Source organism: Mesorhizobium sp. WSM4884 (assembly GCF_029625675.1).
Taxonomy (GTDB): Bacteria; Pseudomonadota; Alphaproteobacteria; order Rhizobiales; family Rhizobiaceae; genus Mesorhizobium.
Genome location: NZ_JARTVO010000025.1, coordinates 19,467 through 36,155, shown reverse-complemented (window position 1 = coordinate 36,155; position 16,689 = coordinate 19,467). Strand labels below are relative to the sequence as shown.

Sequence of the window (16,689 nt, the reverse complement as noted above, 5' to 3'; positions counted from 1 at the left end):
CGCCGACGCCGGCAGTTCATGCGCGACGGCGCTCAATAGGCGTTTTCCGTGTTGAGCAGGCGGATCGGCGTCAGGAACAGGATGCGCAGGTCGAACAGCATTGACCAGTTCTCGATGTAGTAGAGATCGTATTCGGTGCGCATGCGGATCTTTTCATTGGTGTCCATCTCGCCGCGCCAGCCGTTGATCTGCGCCCAGCCGGTGACGCCGGGCTTGACCTTGTGCCGGGCGAAATAGCCGTCGACCACCTCATTGTAGAGCAGGTTGTGCGACTGGGCGGCGATCGCATGCGGGCGCGGCCCGACCAGCGACAGCGAGCCGAGCAGCGCGTTGAAGAACTGCGGCAGCTCGTCGATAGAGGTCTTGCGGATGAAGCGGCCGACGCGGGTGACGCGCGGATCGTTCTTGGTCACCGTCTGCTTGGCGGTCGGGTCCGACCTGTCGGCATACATCGAGCGGAACTTGTAGACTTCGATCACCTCGTTGTTGAAGCCGTGCCGCTTCTGCTTGAACAGCACCGGCCCCTTGCTGTCGAGCTTGATGGCGGTCGCGGTGGCAAGCATCACCGGCGAGAAGAGGAGGATGCCGACGAGCGAGAAGACTATGTCGAAGCTGCGCTTGGCGACCGAATCCCAGTCGTTGATCGGCTTGTCGAAAATGTCGAGCATCGGCACCGAGCCGATGTAGGAATAGGCGCGCGGCCGGAACTGCAGCGCATTGGAATGCGCCGAGAGCCGGATGTCGACCGGCAGCACCCAAAGCTTCTTCAGAAGCTGCAGCACGCGCGACTCGGCGGTCAGCGGCAGCGACACGATCAGCATGTCGATGCGGGCGATGCGGGCGAACTCGATCAGTTCGGAGATGGTGCCGAGCTTCGGGTAACCGGCGACGATGGGCGGCGAGCGCTTGTCGCCACGGTCGTCGAAGATGCCGCAGATGCGGATGTCGTTGTAGGGCTGCTTCTCGACCGAACGGATCAGCGATTCGGCCGACTTGCCGCCGCCGACGATGACGGCGCGGCGCTCCATGCGCCCGTCGCGCGCCCAGCGCCTGATCAGCCTGGACATCACCAGCCTGAGCCCGAAGATCAGCACGAAGCCGACCACGAACCAGCTGCCGAACAGCAGGCGCGAATAGTCCTCCGAGGCTTTCATGGCGAAGGCGGTGAGCGCCATCAGCGCGAAGGTGCCGGCCCAGACGAGCAGCACGCGGCCGAAATTGGCGAGAGGGCGCATCAGCGCCGCGATCTGGTAGCTGTCGGTGACGTCGAGCAGCACCACGGCCAGGAACGAGGCTGCCGCGATCGACAGCGGATATTGCCAGGCGAGATAGTTGAAGAAGCCGACAAAGTAGAAATAGAGACCGAGCCCCGACAGGAACAGCACCGCGAACTCGACCATGCGCAGCACGCCGCTGACCATGATCGGCGACATCGTATCGCGCCGGTACTGCGAGGCGACCTGGCGCGCGACGTCATTGATGCCGCCGGGCACCTGGCCCTCGGCCGGGCCGTCGAATTTGCGCACCGCGTCCATGGAAAAGCGGTGCGCGGGATCGATCTCGTTCATGGGATTGTCCGCGAGCTATGCGCGAGTGAATAGCAAAAGAGAGCTAAGAAAGCCTTGAAACAACCGATGGTTTTGAATGCGTGTTGTTGCTTGTGAGGACTGACGGTCTTCTCACGAGCGTTGGTGAATTAGTGAATTCTAAAGTTTTAGCGCCGTGAAATAAGCCGTCTCGATCTCCGCCGCCATCACGTCGGCGCCGAATCGCGCCTTGAGCTCACCGCCCTGCGGCATTAGCTTGCGGTAGGCGCCGGGATCGTCGAGAGCCGTTCTGAGCTTGCCGGAGAGCTGGCCGGCATCCGGCCGTATCAGGGCAGGGGAGCCTTCGCCGAAGATTTCCGGTATGCCGCCGACCGCGGTCGCTATCATCGGCATGCCGGCGGCCAGCGCCTCGAGCACGATGTAGGGCATTGCTTCCGCACGCGACGGCACGACGATCAGCCCGGCCAGCGCGAAGGCTTCTCTCGCCGACATCGGCGGCAGGAAACGGACTTGGTTCTTCAGTCCAAGCCGTTCCACCTGGGCATGGTAGCGCGGCAGGTCGTCGCCGTCGCCGACCATCACCGCGCTCAGCGGGCGGCCCATCTCGCTGCCCGCCAGCGCCAGCGCGTCGATGAAGATGTCCGGGCCTTTGAGGTCGCGCATCATGCCGATGTAGAGGAGATCGGCGGCATCAACCGGTGCCACGGGTTCGAATTCCGCGGCCCGCAGGCCGTTATAGACCAGCCTGTTGGGGATGGGCGGCTCGCCGACCTTGCGACGATAGGTTTTCCGCTCATAGTCGGAAACGAACAGCAGGCAGTCGGTGAAGCGTGCCATGAAGCGCTCCAGCGCGAAGAACAGCTTTCCGGTTGCCGTCGTTTCGTCATAGTGGAGCGAGCCGCCATGCGGCGAATAAAGGCGGGCCACGCGATACCTTGAAACCCGCAACAGTGAGCCGAACAGACGGGCATAGGCGCCACCCTTGGCGCCGTGCCCGTGCAGCACGTCCGGCCGCAATTCCTTGATGATTCGATATGTGCGCCATGCCGCGGCGATGTCGCCCGGCCCGATGTGACGCTGCATCGGCGTGCGATGGATGCCCAGCGCCAGGCTCTCCTGCATTCCTCCGAACAGCCGCTCCTCATAGTCGCCGCCCGTGGTCGAGTCGCAGACGATGCCCACGGAATGGCCGGCGGCGACCTGCGCCTCGGCCAGGTCGCGCACGTGCCGGAAGATTCCCCCGACAGGTGAGCGAAAGCAGTGGACGATCCGGAGGTGAGCCGCCACGTTGATTTTCAGAACAGGCGTTCGCGGACGTAGACGGTGTCGCCTGGCAGGAGCGGATCGGAAGTCTGCACCCTGCCGGTCATGACCTTGCCGTTGATATCGCGGGTGATGTCGACGCTTTCCTGGTTGGCGCGCGGCGTAAAGCCTCCGGCGATCGCGACCGCCTTCTGCACGGTGAGACCCGGCACATAGGAATACTGCCCCGCGGCTCCGACTTCGCCCATTACGAAGATCGGCCGGTAGCGATCGATCTCGACCGAGACGTCGGGATCGCGCAGATACCCCTGGCGCAATCTGTCGGCGATTTCCTTTTCCAGCTGCTGGGCGGTATGGCCGCGCGCCGGCACGGCGCCGACGAGCGGGAAGGAGATGTAGCCTGACTGATCGACGCTGTAGGTGTTGGTCAGCCCGTCCTGCTCGAACACGGTGACGCGGATGCGGTCGCCTGCGCCGAGTCTATAAGGCTGGTCGAGCACTTCATGGAAGGCGGCGGGTGTCGGGCGGTAGCTGGAGCAGCCGGTAAGCAGCGACAAGGCAAGCATGGCGCGAAAGAGATAAGCAGTGCTTTTCATGATCGGACACGGACCTTCGTCGCTCTCGCCGCCAGTGCTGCGGCCAACCCCAGGAAGTGCGCCCGTTATCATCCTGTTAGGGTTAATGGCCGGTAAAGGACCGTGGCCGGACTCGGCGACGGCCAGCAAAAAACCCAATTGTTCTATTGCTTTCGCCCAATGTTCTTTGAGTGTCTTCTAATAAGCAGGCGCTCTGATCTTAACGGGTGAGTTACCATAGTTGTTTACGGTCCATCCTCGACTCAAAGTTCCGGAGCAGGATGCATGTCCGTTCAGTCCGCGGCCGCAGATGTCGATGTCGATCTGAGGCAGCTCTTCGCCAGTTTGGCGAGGAACTGGCTGCGCATTGTTCTCGTCACGCTTGTGGTCACCGGGCTGGCGTTTGCCTTCGCCTGGCTGGCCACGCCGTATTACAAAGCGACCGCCAAGCTGGAGATCGGACCGCGCGAGTCGGTCTTCACGCGTCCGGCCGGCGCAACCAATGAAGACAAGCCGGCAACCGACGAGGAGGCGGTTGCCACGGAGGTCCAGATCATATCGTCGCCCGATATCCTCAAGAAGGTGGCGACGGACCTCGATCTGGAGAAGCTGCCCGAATTCGACGAAGCACTGAATATGTCGGCGCTGAGTCGCGCTCTCGTCCTTGTCGGCTTGAAGAGCGATCCCTTCGACATTCCGCCGGAAGAGCGCGTGCTCAAGGCAATGCACGATAAGCTCAACGTCTACAGCATTGAAAAGACGCGCGTTATTGCAGTCGAGTTCTCCTCGAAGGACCCAAAGCTTGCGGCGCGGGTCGCGGACGCCATCGCCCAGGCCTACCTTGCCTCCAAGGGCAATGCGAAAAAGGAATCGAACACCGCCGCCACCGGCTTTCTCGGCCCGGAAATCACCGATCTGCAGAACCGGGTGAAGGAGGCCGAAGCCAAGGTTGCCGCCTACCGCGCGCAATCGGACCTCCTGATGGGCGGCAACAATTCGGTGCTGGCGACTCAGCAGCTTTCGGAGCTGTCGACGGAGCTGTCGCGGGTGCGCGCCAATCGCGCCGCCGCCGAGGCGACCGCCGACAGCGTGCGCAAGGCGCTTCAGAATGGCGGCACGCTCGACACCGTGCCGGAAGTTCTGTCTTCCGAATTGATCCAGCGCCTGCTCGAGCGGCAGGTGGAGCTGAGGACCAACATCGCCGACCTGTCGACCACGCTGCTGGACAACCACCCGCGCATTCGGGCGCTGAAGTCGCAGCTTGCCGATCTCGACGGCCAGATCCGCAACGAGGCGCAGAAGATCCTCAGGGGATTGGCGACTCAGGCGCAGACGGCCAAGGCTCGCGAGGACCAGCTCCTCCAGGAGGTCAACCAGCTAAAGGCCGCTTCGGCCCGCGCCGGCGAACAGCAGGTGCAACTCGATGCACTGCAACGTGACGCGAATGCGCAACGTCAGCAGCTCGAATCTTATATGGCGAGCTATCGCGAGGCAGCCTCGCGCGCCGACCGCAACTATCTGCCTGTGGACGCCCGTCTGCTGTCGAAAGCGCAGGTGCCGGCGGAACCCTATTTCCCGAAGACCGGTCCGATTACCGGCGCCGCGGCGGCCGCGTCGCTGCTGCTGATGGCGATCGGCACGCTTCTGAGGGAATTGTTCTCCGGCCGTGCCATGCGTCCGGCCGCCGGCGCGAGATTCGAGCCGATCGAGCAGGTGGCGATGCCGGCGGCGCACCCCGAGCCGGTGATTCCTGAAGCCGCGGACGAAGCCGGCGACGATTCGGTGGCCGACGACCAGGTCAGGCGGGCTGCCGCCATCGAGGAACCGGCTGCCGAGCAGTCCCCGCCGGAAGCATCCCGGTTGTGGCAGTCCAGGCTGGGTGAGATCGATGTCGACAAGGCGGCGGAAAAGCTGATCGCCTCGGGCGCCGTGCGCGCCATCTTCGTCTCCCCGGAGGGCGACGAGGCAGCCGCGACGGCCGTTCTGGTGGCGCGAGAGGTCTCCGACGCCGGCCTGCGCGTGCTGCTGCTCGATCTCACCGCTTCGGGCGCGGCATCGCGGCCGATGCTGGACAGCGGACTTTTCCCGGGCATTACCAATCTCCTAGCCTCCGAAGCGCAGTTCAGCGATGTCATCCATCCCGATCTCTATTCGGACGCTCATGTCATTCCGGTCGGCACCGCCGACCCGATCCGAGCCATGCGCGCCGCCGACCGGCTGCCGATCATCATGCAGTCGCTGACCACTGCCTACGACCTCGTCGTCGTCGAATGCGGCCCGGCCGATGCGCATGGCATCAACCGCCTCGTCGGTGACGGCACGGAAGTCTTCCTGTCGATGCTCGAAGCCGACGACGAGGTGACTCAGGCGGCGGTGAAGCTGATCGAGAACGGCCACCCGGATGTCACGCTGGTGACCCCGGTCGGCCATGAGCCGGGAGATCCGTTGCCCGGACGTCGCTCGGCTGCTTAAGGCTGAGCGGCAGTCGACCTGGTACGCACTTTCGTCGCAACTCTGCCAAGAATCACTGCAAGCCGCCGGGAAAAGAGACAAAGACCGCGACGAACTGAGCATGGTTCAGCCTGCGTCAGGCACGCTAGCCCCTAGGCAAACGCCGGACCGGGGCATTTCTCGGCGGCACCAGCACTTTACATCGGCGGCAGGGCACCTAGTTTTAACGTTTCGCGCCGCGCGCTTCGTGCGTGGATGATCGAGTGCGGGACCGTGAACCCTAGGCCGGTCCCACAAAAACTCCCAAAAGGATGGCTGCTATGACACAGGCCAAGAATGGCGACACTGTACGCATCAACTATACCGGACGTCTGGTCGACGGCACCCAATTCGATTCTTCCGGTGGTGAGCCGCTGCAATTCACACTGGGCGAAGGGCAGGTGATTCCCGGTCTCGAGACCCATGTCGAGGGCATGGAAGTCGGCGCGAAAAGCACCGTCACCGTTCCCGCCGACGCGGCCTATGGCCCTCATCGCCCCGAAGCGGTCGTAACCATCGACCGCGCCAGCGTGCCGGAAAACGTCAACGTCGATATTGGCACTCGATTGCAGGCCCGTACCCCTGAAGGGCGCCCCATGCAAGTGACGGTCGTCGGCGTGGACGATGCCAGCGTCAAGCTCGACGGCAATCATCCGCTGGCCGGAAAGGATCTGGTGTTCGACGTTGAACTGGTCGAGATCGTTCAGGCGGCGTAGTCAGCGCCTGAACGACTGCCCAGGATCGCGGTTTAGAACGCTACCTGGGAAGGCGTCCGCCCTTCCGTAGAAGGTGGCAAAGCGATCGCGAACCTCACGGCGCGCGATCGGTCAGATCATTGGCGCCTTCCTGCCCGGCGCAATGCGCGCAGCAATAGATGATATCGCCCTGCTCGACGCCATGCCCCATGATCCGTACCTTGCAATGAGGGCAAGTCGGCGCAAGCTTCTGGACCGCACACTCGAAGCTGTCAAACGTGTAGGTTTGCCCGCCCAGGCTCACTAGGAACGCCTTGTCGTAGTCATTGCCGCACTGATCGCATTTAGCCATGGCCGTTCTCCTTCTGAGTGCGAAAACCTCTCGGCACTTGATAGGTTCCGCATCGACCAGGGGCTCGACGGCGATTGTGCGACTCTCTCCGGAACTAACTGTCGTCCTCGGCCGCGGCAGGTGCTGCTGTTTGTCCGGCAGCCTTCCGGCGCAGCATCTTGGTCAGGTTCCAGACCGTCGGATTGTTCTTGATGAAGGCCTTCGCCCGCGCGCCTTGCCGCAGCCCCGTCGCCAGCGCCCGCCCCTTCAGCGTAAGCGGCGCAAGCACTTCGAGATGCCGGACCTCGATGTCGCACCAGAGCCGCTTGTAGGGCTCGTCGCCGACCGAGAAATCGTAGACGTCGAAACCGAGCCCGCAGGCTTCCTGGATGTTTTCGAAGAACAGGAAGTCGCCGGGGCTGGTGAAGGCGAGATCGTCCTCGGCGATCGCGCCGAACTCGCAGATCAGGCGCTTGCCCGAGCGGCTGGAGCCGGTGACGGCGCGGAGTTTGCCCGCCACCTCCAGCCCGTGCAGCAGGAAGGCCGGCTTATCCTCGGCAAGCGCGTCGGCAAACAGCGCCCGGAAGAAAGCGCGCACTCCTTCATCGCCGAAGACGTTGGCGATGCCCATCTTGGCGAAGCGCGCTTCCTTCATGTCGAAGAAGGTGCCGAGCAGCCTGTCGACCTCTTCGCGGCTCCGCGCCTCGACACGGCGGAAACTGCCGACGGCCTCGAACTTGCGCGTCTGCGAGCGATGCTTCTTGCGCTTGCGCTTGCCGCTCGCACGGGCAAGCAGCGCATCGAAACCGCCGTCGAGATCGACCGCCAGCGCAAGGTTCGGGCTCGCAAAATTGGGCAGCGCGGCAAGCGGGTTCGCGGCGCCGTCGAGATCGGGCAGCAGACGTTCCAGCGAGACGAGGTCGATGTCCGGCCGCGCTTTGGCGATTGCCTTGAACAGCGAACGGATCGCCGGGCCGTCGATGCTTGGCAGCAGCCGCGGGTGGGCGGCGGGGAAATTGCCGTTAGCGTGACGTCCGCCGGCGAAACGAGCGACACGGAACGGACCGCTTCGCACGACTTCCAGCGCCAATGAAAACGCCGGTCGGCCTTCGACATTCAACGTGGCGACGACCATGTCGGATTTGGTCTCGGCCGCCCAGTTGCGCACCCAGGAGGCGCTCTGCGCCGGGGCAAACAGCGCCGAAGCGCAGAATTCCGCATAGTCCGCGAGCCCGGCGCCCACCGCTGTCGTCAACCGGTCCCGGCTCGAGGCAGGCGCGCGCGCCGGCGCTTCGTTGGCCGCGACCCGATTGCCGTCAAATGACGCGGCGGCGTCAACCATCCCTCAATCCTTAAGACGTATTGGTTGCAACCTGGGGTTCGCATAGGCGCGTGTCGTGCTGGGATGAGCCTAGGCGGAAAAGGTGAAGGAATGATCGACGGGGGCGAGGCAATCCGGAAACTGGCGTTGAACGTTGCCCGCTATACCGGCCTCGCACCGCTGGCGAAGCCATTTGTCGGCGGCATCGGCGCCATCCTAATGCTGCATCGCGTGACCGCGACGCCGGAGAAACCGAACAGCGTCAACCGCCATCTGAACATCGCCCCTGCCTTCCTCGACGAGCTGATCGCCGACATGAAGGGAAGGGGCTATGCCTTCGTCGGTCTGGACGAAGCGATCGCGCGCATTGAGGCGGGCGGCAAACATGGCCAGTTCGCCACAATCACCGCCGACGACGCCTATCGCGACAACATGACCGAGGCGCTGCCGGTGCTGGAAAAGCATGGCGCGCCGGTCACCATCTATGTCGCGCCAGGCTTGATCGACGGTGCCGTCGACCTGTGGTGGGACGTCGTCGAGGATATCGTCGACACCAGCTCACGCCTGGCGCTGAAGACGACGAGAGGATCCTCGGTCATCGATTGCTCGACACCCGGCCGAAAGATCCAGACCGTCGCGCGTCTGAATGCCTGGTTGACGCTTGAAGTCCCCGAAGAAGAGCAGGGCACTGCGCTGCGCGAACTGGGGCGCTCGAACGGCATCGAGCTTGGCACGGGTCGCTCCGCAACGCTGATGAACTGGGACGAGATCCGCGCGATGGCCGAGCACCCGCTGGTGACGATCGGCGCCCATACCGTCAACCACCGCAACCTCAAGCGGCTGTCCGAAGCGGACGCGCGCCGCGAGATCGGTGACGTCCGCCGCATCCTCAAGGAAAGACTCGGGCAGGAGCCGCGCCATTTCGCTTACCCCTACGGCTATGCCCGCGCGGTCGGTTGCCGCGAGGTGGGTTTTGCCCGCGACGCCGGCTATGTCTCGGCGGTGACGACCCGGCACGGCGTGCTCAGAGCCGAACATGCCGGTTTCCTGCATGCGCTGCCGCGCATCTCCGTCAACGGCCGCTACCAGAGCATCGCCCATATCCGCACGATGCTGTCGGGTGTGACGACGCCCCTCGCCAACGCCGGCAGGATGGTCGTCACCATCTGAGCAATTCCAGGAAGAGTGTGCAGCGGTTTTCAGTCCGGAATTGCGACAAACAAAGAAAGCTGCTCGTTTCAGCCTTTCTGCGGCGGCTCGATGATCAGCCATTTGATGATGCCCATCGCCGGCAGCACCCAGAGCAGGCCGCTGAGCAGGAAGAACAGGAAGTGCGCCATCGAACCATATTCGGCGAGCCTGGTGACCGCGATGGCCGAGGCGATCAGCGCGTAGATAATGACCAGCGCCACCAGCAGGATGGTTCCGATCAGCTTTTTCAGGCGAATGGGCATGTCGCGGTCCCGTTGACCAGCCTCGATTAGGCCGAACGGAAGGCTCGCGCAACCGTCTCCAGCCAGCGCGACGGCGTGCCGCGCTGTCCGGCCTTGCCAGCGGGGCGGTCATGGTCCACCAATCGCGCGTTTCAACCGCCGGGAAAAGTCCCATGGCTGCCATCACCGCCACGGCCCCATACGCCGCCCGCGACCGCGATCTCCACAACCGGGCGCTGGTGCGCGGCTGGCTGTATTTCGTGCTGCTCGTGCTGGTGGCGCTGGTGCTGGTCGGCGGCGCCACCCGGCTTACCGGTTCCGGCCTGTCGATCACCGAATGGCGGCCGATCCACGGCGTGATTCCGCCGCTCAACGATGCCGAGTGGCTGGAAGAGTTTCAGCGCTACCAGCAGATCCCGCAATATGCCGAGCTCAACAAGGGCATGAGCATCGAGGCCTTCAAGTCGATCTTCTGGTGGGAATGGGTGCACCGCATCCTCGCACGCAGCGTCGGCGTCGTCTTTGCCTTGCCGCTTCTGTTCTTCTGGGCGACGCGCCGCATTGAGCACGGCCTCGGCCCGAAACTGGCCGGTATCCTGCTGCTCGGCGGCCTGCAAGGCGCCATCGGCTGGTGGATGGTGGCTTCGGGTCTGGTCGACCGCGTCTCGGTCAGCCAGTACCGGCTGGCAACGCATCTGACGATTGCCGCCATGATCTTCACCGCCACGATGGTGGTCGCACGCGGCCTGGCGCCCCACTCCGAGCGGGCCGCCGACCGTTCTACGCAGCGGCTCGCCGGCGTGATCGTGCTCCTGGCGCTGATCCAGATCTATCTCGGCGGCCTGGTTGCCGGTCTCCATGCCGGCCTCTCCTACAACACCTGGCCGCTGATGGACGGCAAGGTGATCCCGTCCGATCTCCTGCTTCTGAAACCGGCCTGGCTGAACTTCTTCGAAAATCCGAAGACGGTGCAGTTCGTGCACCGGCTCGGCGCCTATACACTCTTTGTGGTGGCGCTCTGGCACATGATCGCGACATGGCGACGCCAGCCGGGCACCACTCATGCCCGCCGCGCCACGCTGCTGTTCCTACTGGTGCTGCTGCAGGCATCGATCGGCATCGGCACGCTCTTGATGCAGGTGCCGCTGCACATGGCGCTGACCCATCAGGGCTTTGCCTTGATTGTGCTCGGCTTTGCCGCTGCACATTGGCGCGGCACCAAGGGCGCTTATCCGCTGCCGACCGAGATCGCCATCAGGGGCTGAAGCGAACCTTCCGGATCGCCTGGATTGCCGGCGACCGTCCTCGCACGTCACCTCCCAGATGCGGCTGGAGAACGTCTCGGCAACGAGCTCGGGCGCGCTGAGCTTCCCGCGCTCAGGCAGCGCCTGCATCGTCGCTCAGTGCGCGATGCCGAGCATCAGGTCCAGGTTCTGCACGGCAGCGCCCGAGGCACCCTTGCCGAGATTGTCGTAGACGGCGAGCAGCAGCGCCTGCGCCCGCTCGTCATTAGCGAACACATAGACCTTCATCCGGTTGGTGCCGTTATAGACCTCCGGGTCGATCTCCGGCAGGCGCTCCATATGCGTGAAGGGCGCGACCTCGACCACGCCGCCCTCGATCGAGGCGTAGTGGTCGGCGATCGCCGCATGAAGCTCGGCTCCCGTCGGCGCGCGATCGAGGCCGCCGAGCTGCAGCGGCACCACCGTGATCATGCCCTGCGCGAAATTACCGACCGCCGGCTGCATGATCGGATCGTGCGACAGTTTTGCGTAGGTCCTGAGCTCCGGCACATGCTTGTGCTGCAGCGTCAGGCCATAGGGCAGGAACTCGGGCGCATCCTCGCCCTTGCCGACATAGTCCTCGATCATCGGGCGGCCGCCGCCGGAATAGCCGGAAATGCCGTTGACGGTGATGGGAAAGTCGGCGGGCAGCAGACCGGCGGAGACCAGCGGACGAACCGTCGCGATGGGGCCTTGCGGCCAGCAGCCGGGATTGGCGACGCGCTTTGCGTTGGCGATCTTTTTCGCCTGATCCTTGTCCATTTCGGCAAAGCCATATTCCCAGCCCTCCGCCACGCGATGCGCGGTCGAGGCATCGATGACCTTTGTCGTGCCGTTCTCGATCAGCGACACGCTCTCCTTGGCCGCAGCATCCGGCAGGCAGAGGATGGCGACGTCGGCGGCGTTGAGGAATTCGGCCCTGGCCGCGGCTTCCTTGCGGCGCTCGGCGGGAATGGAGATGATCTCCAGGTCACCGCGGTCGGCCAGCAGCGCCCTGATCTGCAGGCCCGTCGTGCCATGCTCGCCATCAATGAAGATTTTCGGTTTCATCGGTTACCAAATTCCTTGCAATTTCAAGACTATATGCCGTTTGCGTTATGCAAAATTGCATGAGTGCCGTTGTTCAGGTCCTCAAGCCGCGCCTTCCGTTCGGCCACCAGGCCAAGATAATGCATGGCAATGATCGATCCGGCGATCGCCGTAATATCGGCATGATCGTAGGCCGGCGCAACCTCGACGACATCGGCGCCGACGATATCGACCTGGCCGAGCTGGCGCAGCGTCGAAAGCATCTTGGCCGATGAAGGGCCGCCGGCAACCGGCGTGCCGGTACCGGGCGCGAAGGCCGGGTCGAGGCAGTCGATGTCGAAGGTGAGATAGGTCTTCCTGCCGCCGGTGCGCTCGACGATCGCATAGGCGATGTCGGAGGCGCGCATCTCCTCGACCTCGTGGCCGTAGAGGATCTTGATGCCGAAGGTGTCCGGCGCATGAGTGCGGATGCCGATCTGGATCGAGCGGTCGGGATCGATGATGCCTTCACGCACGGCTCGCGCGACGAAGGAACCGTGGTCGATGCGCTTGCCGTCGTCCGGCCAGGTGTCCTGATGCGCGTCGAACTGCACCAGCGCCAGCGGCCCGTGGATAGCGGCATGCGCCTTGAGCAGCGGCCAGGTGACGAAATGATCGCCGCCGAGCGTCAAGAGGAAGGCGCCTGATCTCAGGATCTTGGCCGCCTCGCGCTCGATCGCGCCCGGAGTCTTTTGATGGTTGCCGCTGTCGAGCAGGCAGTCGCCATAGTCGACCACCGCGAGCTGCTCGAACAGGTCGCGCGAGAACGGATATTGCGGATCGTTGTCGAGGATCGCCGAGGCGCGCCGGATCGCCTGCGGGCCGAAGCGCGCGCCGGGACGATTGGTGACCGCGGCGTCAAAGGGAATGCCCCACACGACGGCGTCCGCGCCCTTCACGTCCTTCGTATATTTGCGCCGCATGAACGACAGCGCCCCGGCATAGGTCGGCTCGAACGACGCGCCCGTCTTGGAACGGGCGGTGAAGGCGTGGTCGATCTCTTTGTTCGCCATTGCGGGTCCTCGGTTGTCAACGGGCAGCCACAACTACAGAACCGGCACGCAACATGCCAGTCACAGCTTGCGGGATACGGAACGGCGCTCGCCGAGTGCCAGGGCAACACAGGATTTGTATCATTATGACCGAAGCGGCCTTGCTGAACCTCGCACCCGCTCCGGCGGCGACACGGACCGGCGCGGCGGCTGGCGAGCGCTTCCTGGTGCTCGATTCCCGGCGCGGCATCTGCGCGCTTTTGGTGGCACTGTTCCATTTCCCGACGATGTCGATGATCTCCCAAAGCGCCTTTGTCGGCGGCTCCTATCTGTTCGTCGACTTCTTCTTCGTGCTGTCCGGTTTCGTCATCGCCAGCTCCTATGGCAGCCGGCTGGGCGAGCCGAATGAGCTTGCCAGCTTCGCGCTGGTGCGTTTCGGCCGCATTTACCCGCTGCATCTCCTGATGCTCACCGCCTTCGCCGGCTTCGAGGCCATGCGGCTGGTGCTGCCGGCACTGCACGGAACGGGTTCCGCGCCATTCACCGGCGGCTTCGGCGTGAGAAGCCTCGTCGCCAATCTCTTCCTGCTGCAGGGCATGGGGGTGGAGGATCATCTGAGCTGGAATGCCCCGAGCTGGAGCATTTCCGCCGAGTTCTTCACCTATCCGCTCTTTGCCGGCGTGGTGTTCGCGACCGGCAAGCGTGCCTGGATATGGTTCGTGGCCGCCGCGGCGACAGCGCCTTTCTTCCTGCTTGCCTTTTCGACCCGTCATATGGACGTGTCCTTCGATTTCGGCTTCATTCGCTGCCTTTATGGCTTCTCGCTCGGCGCGCTGCTTGCCTGGTTTCAGCATGATTCCATTGCAGAGGCGCGACAGGCGATGGTCGGCGGGGCAGGGCGCATCGCCTGGACGCTGGCCGAGTTCGTCATGATCGCGGTGATTGGGATGTTCGTTTCCGTCGCCGGAACGAATGACACCGGCATTGCAGCACCCGTCGTCTTCGCGCTGGCCCTCTACCTCTTCGCTCACGAGGGTGGCCTGGTCAGTGCGCTGCTGCGCAGCCGTCCGATGCTGCTGCTCGGCTCGCTCTCCTACTCGATCCACATGATCCACATCTTCGTCCAGGCGCGCATGATCAACATCGGCGGCCTCATCGAGCGCAAGCTCGGGTTTGGCATCGTCGGCGGCATGACCCTGCGCGGCGATCAGGTGGCCGGCTTCGGCGTCGGCTCGCCATGGATCGGCTTCGCCGCGATCGTGGCGATGTTGATTGCCGTCATCGTTGCGCCCTGGTTCTCCTGGCGTTTCGTCGAGAGGCCGGCGCTGGCTTGGTTCCGTCGTCTTTCCAAGCGGATTTGGCCCAAGCAACTCCAGGAAAAGTGTTTTCCGCCCGCAATTGCGTCAAAACAAGGAGACAGCTAGCCGGCTTCGTTCACCGCCCTGTCATGGGCATCGCCTAACCGGGGTCCTGACCCGGAACGGAGCGATTCCCCCTGATGCGAACACTCTGGCTGAGCCTTCTTCTGTCCGCCGCGCTTGCAACTGCCTCGAGCCAGGCTTTGGCCGGCGAGACGCGCTCTGCCCAAATCCTCGACCGCTTCGAGCACGCCAACCAGTGGCGCGACCATGTGATGATCGCCGCGCACCGGGCCGGCAGCATGCAGGCCGGCAAGACGCTCTATGCCGAGAACTCGCTTGCCGCGGTCGAGGGTTCGATCGCGATCGGCGCCGAGATCGTCGAGGTCGATGTCAGGCGCTCGAAGGACGGCGCGTTCGTCATCATGCATGACAGCTGGCTCGACCGCACGACCACCTGTAAGGGCGAAGTGGCGAAATACACGCTGGCCGAGCTGAAAAAATGCCGGCTGGTGATCGAAGGTACGGGCGTGGTCACCGACGAGCCGGTATCGACGCTGCGCGAGATGCTGCTCGCCACCAAGAACAGGATACTGATCAACCTCGACAACAAGCTGGAGGTGACCGACCTGCCCGGCATGATCGTGGTGGCGCGCGATCTAGGTATGGCCGAACAGGTTATCGTCAAGGAGAACTTGTGGAACCGTCAGCGTATCGACGCCGCCAAGACTGCGCTTGCCCAGGCGGGCGGTGGCTTCCAGTTCATGCCCATCCTCGCCGATGACGCCGTTCACGACGCAAGTTTTGCCGGCGAGGTCGACAAGGCGTTCGCGCCACGCGCCATCGAACTGATCGATTGGCGCAACGGCGCCGAGACACTGACCGCCTCCGGCGGCCCGCTGTTCAGCACCCGCATGCGGGCCTTGGCCGTGCGGGGTGACTGGCACCTTTGGGCCGATACCTACGCCATCGTCAACAAGCCGGGCGGCTTCCTTGCCGGCGGCCGCGGTGACGAGCTGGCGGTGGCCGCCAGCCTGCCGCGCGAAGCCTGGGGTTTCTGGGTCGACCGCGGCGCCACCATCATCCAGACCGACGAGCCGAAGGCGGCGATCGACTGGCTGGCGGCGAACGGTTTTCGGGTGCCATATGCGACCGATGGCCGGCCTGCAGAGCCGGCTCATACGGCGAGTATCAATTAGAGCGCGGCGCGGGAGCTGCTAATCTCCCCCCAAGCGGGGGAGATGCCCGGCAGGGCAGAGGGGGGTGCTGTCCCGCGAGCCTATCTCCTGTTTTGATCGATAGCGGCCGCATTTCGAAATCATTTTTGGTTGCAAACCTATTGAGGACTGGCGTTCCTTCGCGCCCCCCTCTGGCCTGCCGGCCATCTCCCCCACTTTGGGCCCACAAGGGGGGAGATCAGCCAATCACGCAGCCTTGGCCACTCCATCCAACTCGCTCAACGCATCCTGCGACAACTCCAATTCCGCCGCCGCAAGATTCTCCCGAAGATGCCCGACCGACGACGTGCCTGGTATCAGTAGGATGTTCGGCGAGCGCCGCAGCAGCCAGGCAAGCGCGACCTGCATCGGCGTCGCGCCAAGCCGGTGCGCGACGCCCGACAAGGTCGAGGACTGCAGCGGGCTGAAGCCGCCGAGCGGGAAGAACGGCACATAGGCGATGCCGTCGCGGGCAAGCTCGTCGATCAGCGCATCGTCTTGCCTGTGCACCAGATTGTATTGGTTCTGCACGCAAACGATGTCGCAGATCCTGCGGCCCTCCGCGATCTGCGCGCGGGTCACGTTGCTCAAACCGATATGGCGCACGAGGCCTTTGCGTTGCAACTCGGCGAGCTTGGTGACTTGCGCCTCGATGGAGCCTTCCGCCGGACCATGCATCCCGAACATGATGCGCAGATTGACGACGTCCATTGCCTCGAGGCCAAGATTGCGAAGGTTGTCGTGCACTGCCTGCTCGAGTTCGTCGGCTGTGAAGGCCGGCAGCCAGGAGGCGTCTTCGCCGCGACGGGCGCCGATCTTAGTGACAATAGTGAGATCGTCGGGGTAGGGCGCCAGCGCCTCGCGGATCAATCTGTTGGTGACGTGCGGCCCGTAATAATCACTGGTGTCGATATGGTTCACGCCTTGCGCCACCGCTTCGCGCAGCACGGCGACTGCTGCGTCATGATTTTTGGGCGGACCGAACACGCCTTTGCCCGCAAGCTGCATGGCGCCGTAGCCGAGGCGGTGGACCGAGCGGCCGCCGAGTTTGTAAGTGCCGGATTTGTCTACGCTGGACATCGTGTTTCTCCTTCGCTGTCGACGGCGGAGATAGGG

At 63.9% G+C, this 16,689-nt stretch carries 15 protein-coding genes; 6 read left to right on the top strand and 9 right to left on the bottom strand.

Features of this window, described 5'->3' with window-relative positions; genetic code table 11:
• Positions 1 to 32: 32 nt before the first annotated feature.
• From P9236_RS27120 to P9236_RS27110, 3 genes are all read right to left on the bottom strand, one after another.
• On the bottom strand, positions 33 to 1,568 hold the full coding sequence (locus P9236_RS27120) for an undecaprenyl-phosphate glucose phosphotransferase (RefSeq protein WP_278077706.1): 1,536 nt from the start codon (positions 1,566 to 1,568) through the stop codon (positions 33 to 35).
• A gap of 138 nt (positions 1,569 to 1,706) precedes the next feature.
• Complete coding sequence (locus tag P9236_RS27115) at positions 1,707 to 2,834, bottom strand: glycosyltransferase (RefSeq protein WP_278077705.1); 1,128 nt, start codon at positions 2,832 to 2,834, stop codon at positions 1,707 to 1,709.
• Between the two features lie 8 nt (positions 2,835 to 2,842).
• On the bottom strand, positions 2,843 to 3,406 hold the full coding sequence (locus tag P9236_RS27110; RefSeq protein WP_278077704.1) for a polysaccharide biosynthesis/export family protein: 564 nt from the start codon (positions 3,404 to 3,406) through the stop codon (positions 2,843 to 2,845).
• A 264-nt stretch (positions 3,407 to 3,670) separates the two neighbouring features.
• Between P9236_RS27110 and P9236_RS27105 the strand changes: the two genes are divergently transcribed.
• Together P9236_RS27105 and P9236_RS27100 are read left to right on the top strand one after the other, a co-directional pair.
• Positions 3,671 to 5,857 (top strand): exopolysaccharide transport family protein, encoded by a 2,187-nt coding sequence (locus P9236_RS27105; RefSeq protein ID WP_278077703.1) that lies wholly within the window; start codon positions 3,671 to 3,673, stop codon positions 5,855 to 5,857.
• Between the two features lie 299 nt (positions 5,858 to 6,156).
• Positions 6,157 to 6,591, top strand: coding sequence for a peptidylprolyl isomerase (locus tag P9236_RS27100; RefSeq protein WP_278077702.1), 435 nt, complete (start codon positions 6,157 to 6,159; stop codon positions 6,589 to 6,591).
• A gap of 94 nt (positions 6,592 to 6,685) precedes the next feature.
• Here P9236_RS27100 and P9236_RS27095 read toward each other — a convergent pair whose 3' ends face one another.
• Both P9236_RS27095 and P9236_RS27090 read right to left on the bottom strand, forming a co-directional pair.
• Positions 6,686 to 6,922 (bottom strand): hypothetical protein, encoded by a 237-nt coding sequence (locus P9236_RS27095; protein ID WP_278077701.1) that lies wholly within the window; start codon positions 6,920 to 6,922, stop codon positions 6,686 to 6,688.
• A 94-nt stretch (positions 6,923 to 7,016) separates the two neighbouring features.
• Positions 7,017 to 8,243, bottom strand: coding sequence for a GNAT family N-acetyltransferase (locus P9236_RS27090; protein ID WP_278077700.1), 1,227 nt, complete (start codon positions 8,241 to 8,243; stop codon positions 7,017 to 7,019).
• A 90-nt stretch (positions 8,244 to 8,333) separates the two neighbouring features.
• Between P9236_RS27090 and P9236_RS27085 the strand changes: the two genes are divergently transcribed.
• Complete coding sequence (locus P9236_RS27085) at positions 8,334 to 9,392, top strand: polysaccharide deacetylase family protein (RefSeq protein ID WP_278077699.1); 1,059 nt, start codon at positions 8,334 to 8,336, stop codon at positions 9,390 to 9,392.
• A gap of 68 nt (positions 9,393 to 9,460) precedes the next feature.
• Here P9236_RS27085 and P9236_RS27080 read toward each other — a convergent pair whose 3' ends face one another.
• Positions 9,461 to 9,676 carry a DUF2842 domain-containing protein gene (locus P9236_RS27080; protein WP_278077698.1) on the bottom strand — a complete coding sequence of 72 codons (216 nt, stop codon included), beginning with the start codon at positions 9,674 to 9,676 and terminating at the stop codon, positions 9,461 to 9,463.
• Positions 9,677 to 9,828: 152 nt separating this feature from the next.
• Between P9236_RS27080 and P9236_RS27075 the strand changes: the two genes are divergently transcribed.
• Positions 9,829 to 10,920 carry a COX15/CtaA family protein gene (locus tag P9236_RS27075; protein WP_278077697.1) on the top strand — a complete coding sequence of 364 codons (1,092 nt, stop codon included), beginning with the start codon at positions 9,829 to 9,831 and terminating at the stop codon, positions 10,918 to 10,920.
• Positions 10,921 to 11,055: 135 nt separating this feature from the next.
• Here the strand turns inward: P9236_RS27075 and argC are convergent, their stop codons facing one another.
• Positions 11,056 to 11,988: an N-acetyl-gamma-glutamyl-phosphate reductase gene (gene argC / locus P9236_RS27070; RefSeq protein ID WP_278077696.1), complete on the bottom strand. Its 933-nt coding sequence runs from the start codon at positions 11,986 to 11,988 to the stop codon at positions 11,056 to 11,058.
• A 29-nt stretch (positions 11,989 to 12,017) separates the two neighbouring features.
• A complete protein-coding gene (speB, locus tag P9236_RS27065; RefSeq protein ID WP_278077695.1) occupies positions 12,018 to 13,019 on the bottom strand; it encodes an agmatinase in 1,002 nt (333 codons plus the stop codon).
• Positions 13,020 to 13,144: 125 nt separating this feature from the next.
• Between speB and P9236_RS27060 the strand changes: the two genes are divergently transcribed.
• Entirely contained in the window at positions 13,145 to 14,422 is a 1,278-nt protein-coding gene (locus P9236_RS27060) for an acyltransferase (RefSeq protein WP_278077694.1), read from the top strand.
• A 74-nt stretch (positions 14,423 to 14,496) separates the two neighbouring features.
• Positions 14,497 to 15,555, top strand: a complete 1,059-nt coding sequence (locus P9236_RS27055; protein WP_278077693.1) for a glycerophosphodiester phosphodiesterase family protein — start codon at positions 14,497 to 14,499, stop codon at positions 15,553 to 15,555.
• A 225-nt stretch (positions 15,556 to 15,780) separates the two neighbouring features.
• Here the strand turns inward: P9236_RS27055 and P9236_RS27050 are convergent, their stop codons facing one another.
• The gene (locus P9236_RS27050) at positions 15,781 to 16,653 is read right to left on the bottom strand and encodes an aldo/keto reductase family oxidoreductase (RefSeq protein WP_278077692.1); all 873 of its coding nucleotides are present in this window, start codon (positions 16,651 to 16,653) and stop codon (positions 15,781 to 15,783) included.
• Between the last annotated feature and the right edge of the window lie 36 nt (positions 16,654 to 16,689).

Excerpts from the sequence above, each read along its gene's own strand:
- P9236_RS27120 (WP_278077706.1), bottom strand. The coding sequence starts at position 1,568 with ATGAACGAGATCGATCCCGCGCACCGCTTTTCCATGGACGCGGTGCGC.
- P9236_RS27110 (WP_278077704.1), bottom strand. The coding sequence starts at position 3,406 with ATGAAAAGCACTGCTTATCTCTTTCGCGCCATGCTTGCCTTGTCGCTG.
- P9236_RS27105 (WP_278077703.1), top strand. The coding sequence starts at position 3,671 with ATGTCCGTTCAGTCCGCGGCCGCAGATGTCGATGTCGATCTGAGGCAG.
- P9236_RS27100 (WP_278077702.1), top strand. The coding sequence starts at position 6,157 with ATGACACAGGCCAAGAATGGCGACACTGTACGCATCAACTATACCGGA.
- P9236_RS27095 (WP_278077701.1), bottom strand. The coding sequence starts at position 6,922 with ATGGCTAAATGCGATCAGTGCGGCAATGACTACGACAAGGCGTTCCTA.
- P9236_RS27090 (WP_278077700.1), bottom strand. The coding sequence starts at position 8,243 with ATGGTTGACGCCGCCGCGTCATTTGACGGCAATCGGGTCGCGGCCAAC.
- P9236_RS27085 (WP_278077699.1), top strand. The coding sequence starts at position 8,334 with ATGATCGACGGGGGCGAGGCAATCCGGAAACTGGCGTTGAACGTTGCC.
- P9236_RS27080 (WP_278077698.1), bottom strand. The coding sequence starts at position 9,676 with ATGCCCATTCGCCTGAAAAAGCTGATCGGAACCATCCTGCTGGTGGCG.
- P9236_RS27075 (WP_278077697.1), top strand. The coding sequence starts at position 9,829 with ATGGCTGCCATCACCGCCACGGCCCCATACGCCGCCCGCGACCGCGAT.
- argC (WP_278077696.1), bottom strand. The coding sequence starts at position 11,988 with ATGAAACCGAAAATCTTCATTGATGGCGAGCATGGCACGACGGGCCTG.
- speB (WP_278077695.1), bottom strand. The coding sequence starts at position 13,019 with ATGGCGAACAAAGAGATCGACCACGCCTTCACCGCCCGTTCCAAGACG.
- P9236_RS27060 (WP_278077694.1), top strand. The coding sequence starts at position 13,145 with ATGACCGAAGCGGCCTTGCTGAACCTCGCACCCGCTCCGGCGGCGACA.
- P9236_RS27055 (WP_278077693.1), top strand. The coding sequence starts at position 14,497 with ATGCGAACACTCTGGCTGAGCCTTCTTCTGTCCGCCGCGCTTGCAACT.
- P9236_RS27050 (WP_278077692.1), bottom strand. The coding sequence starts at position 16,653 with ATGTCCAGCGTAGACAAATCCGGCACTTACAAACTCGGCGGCCGCTCG.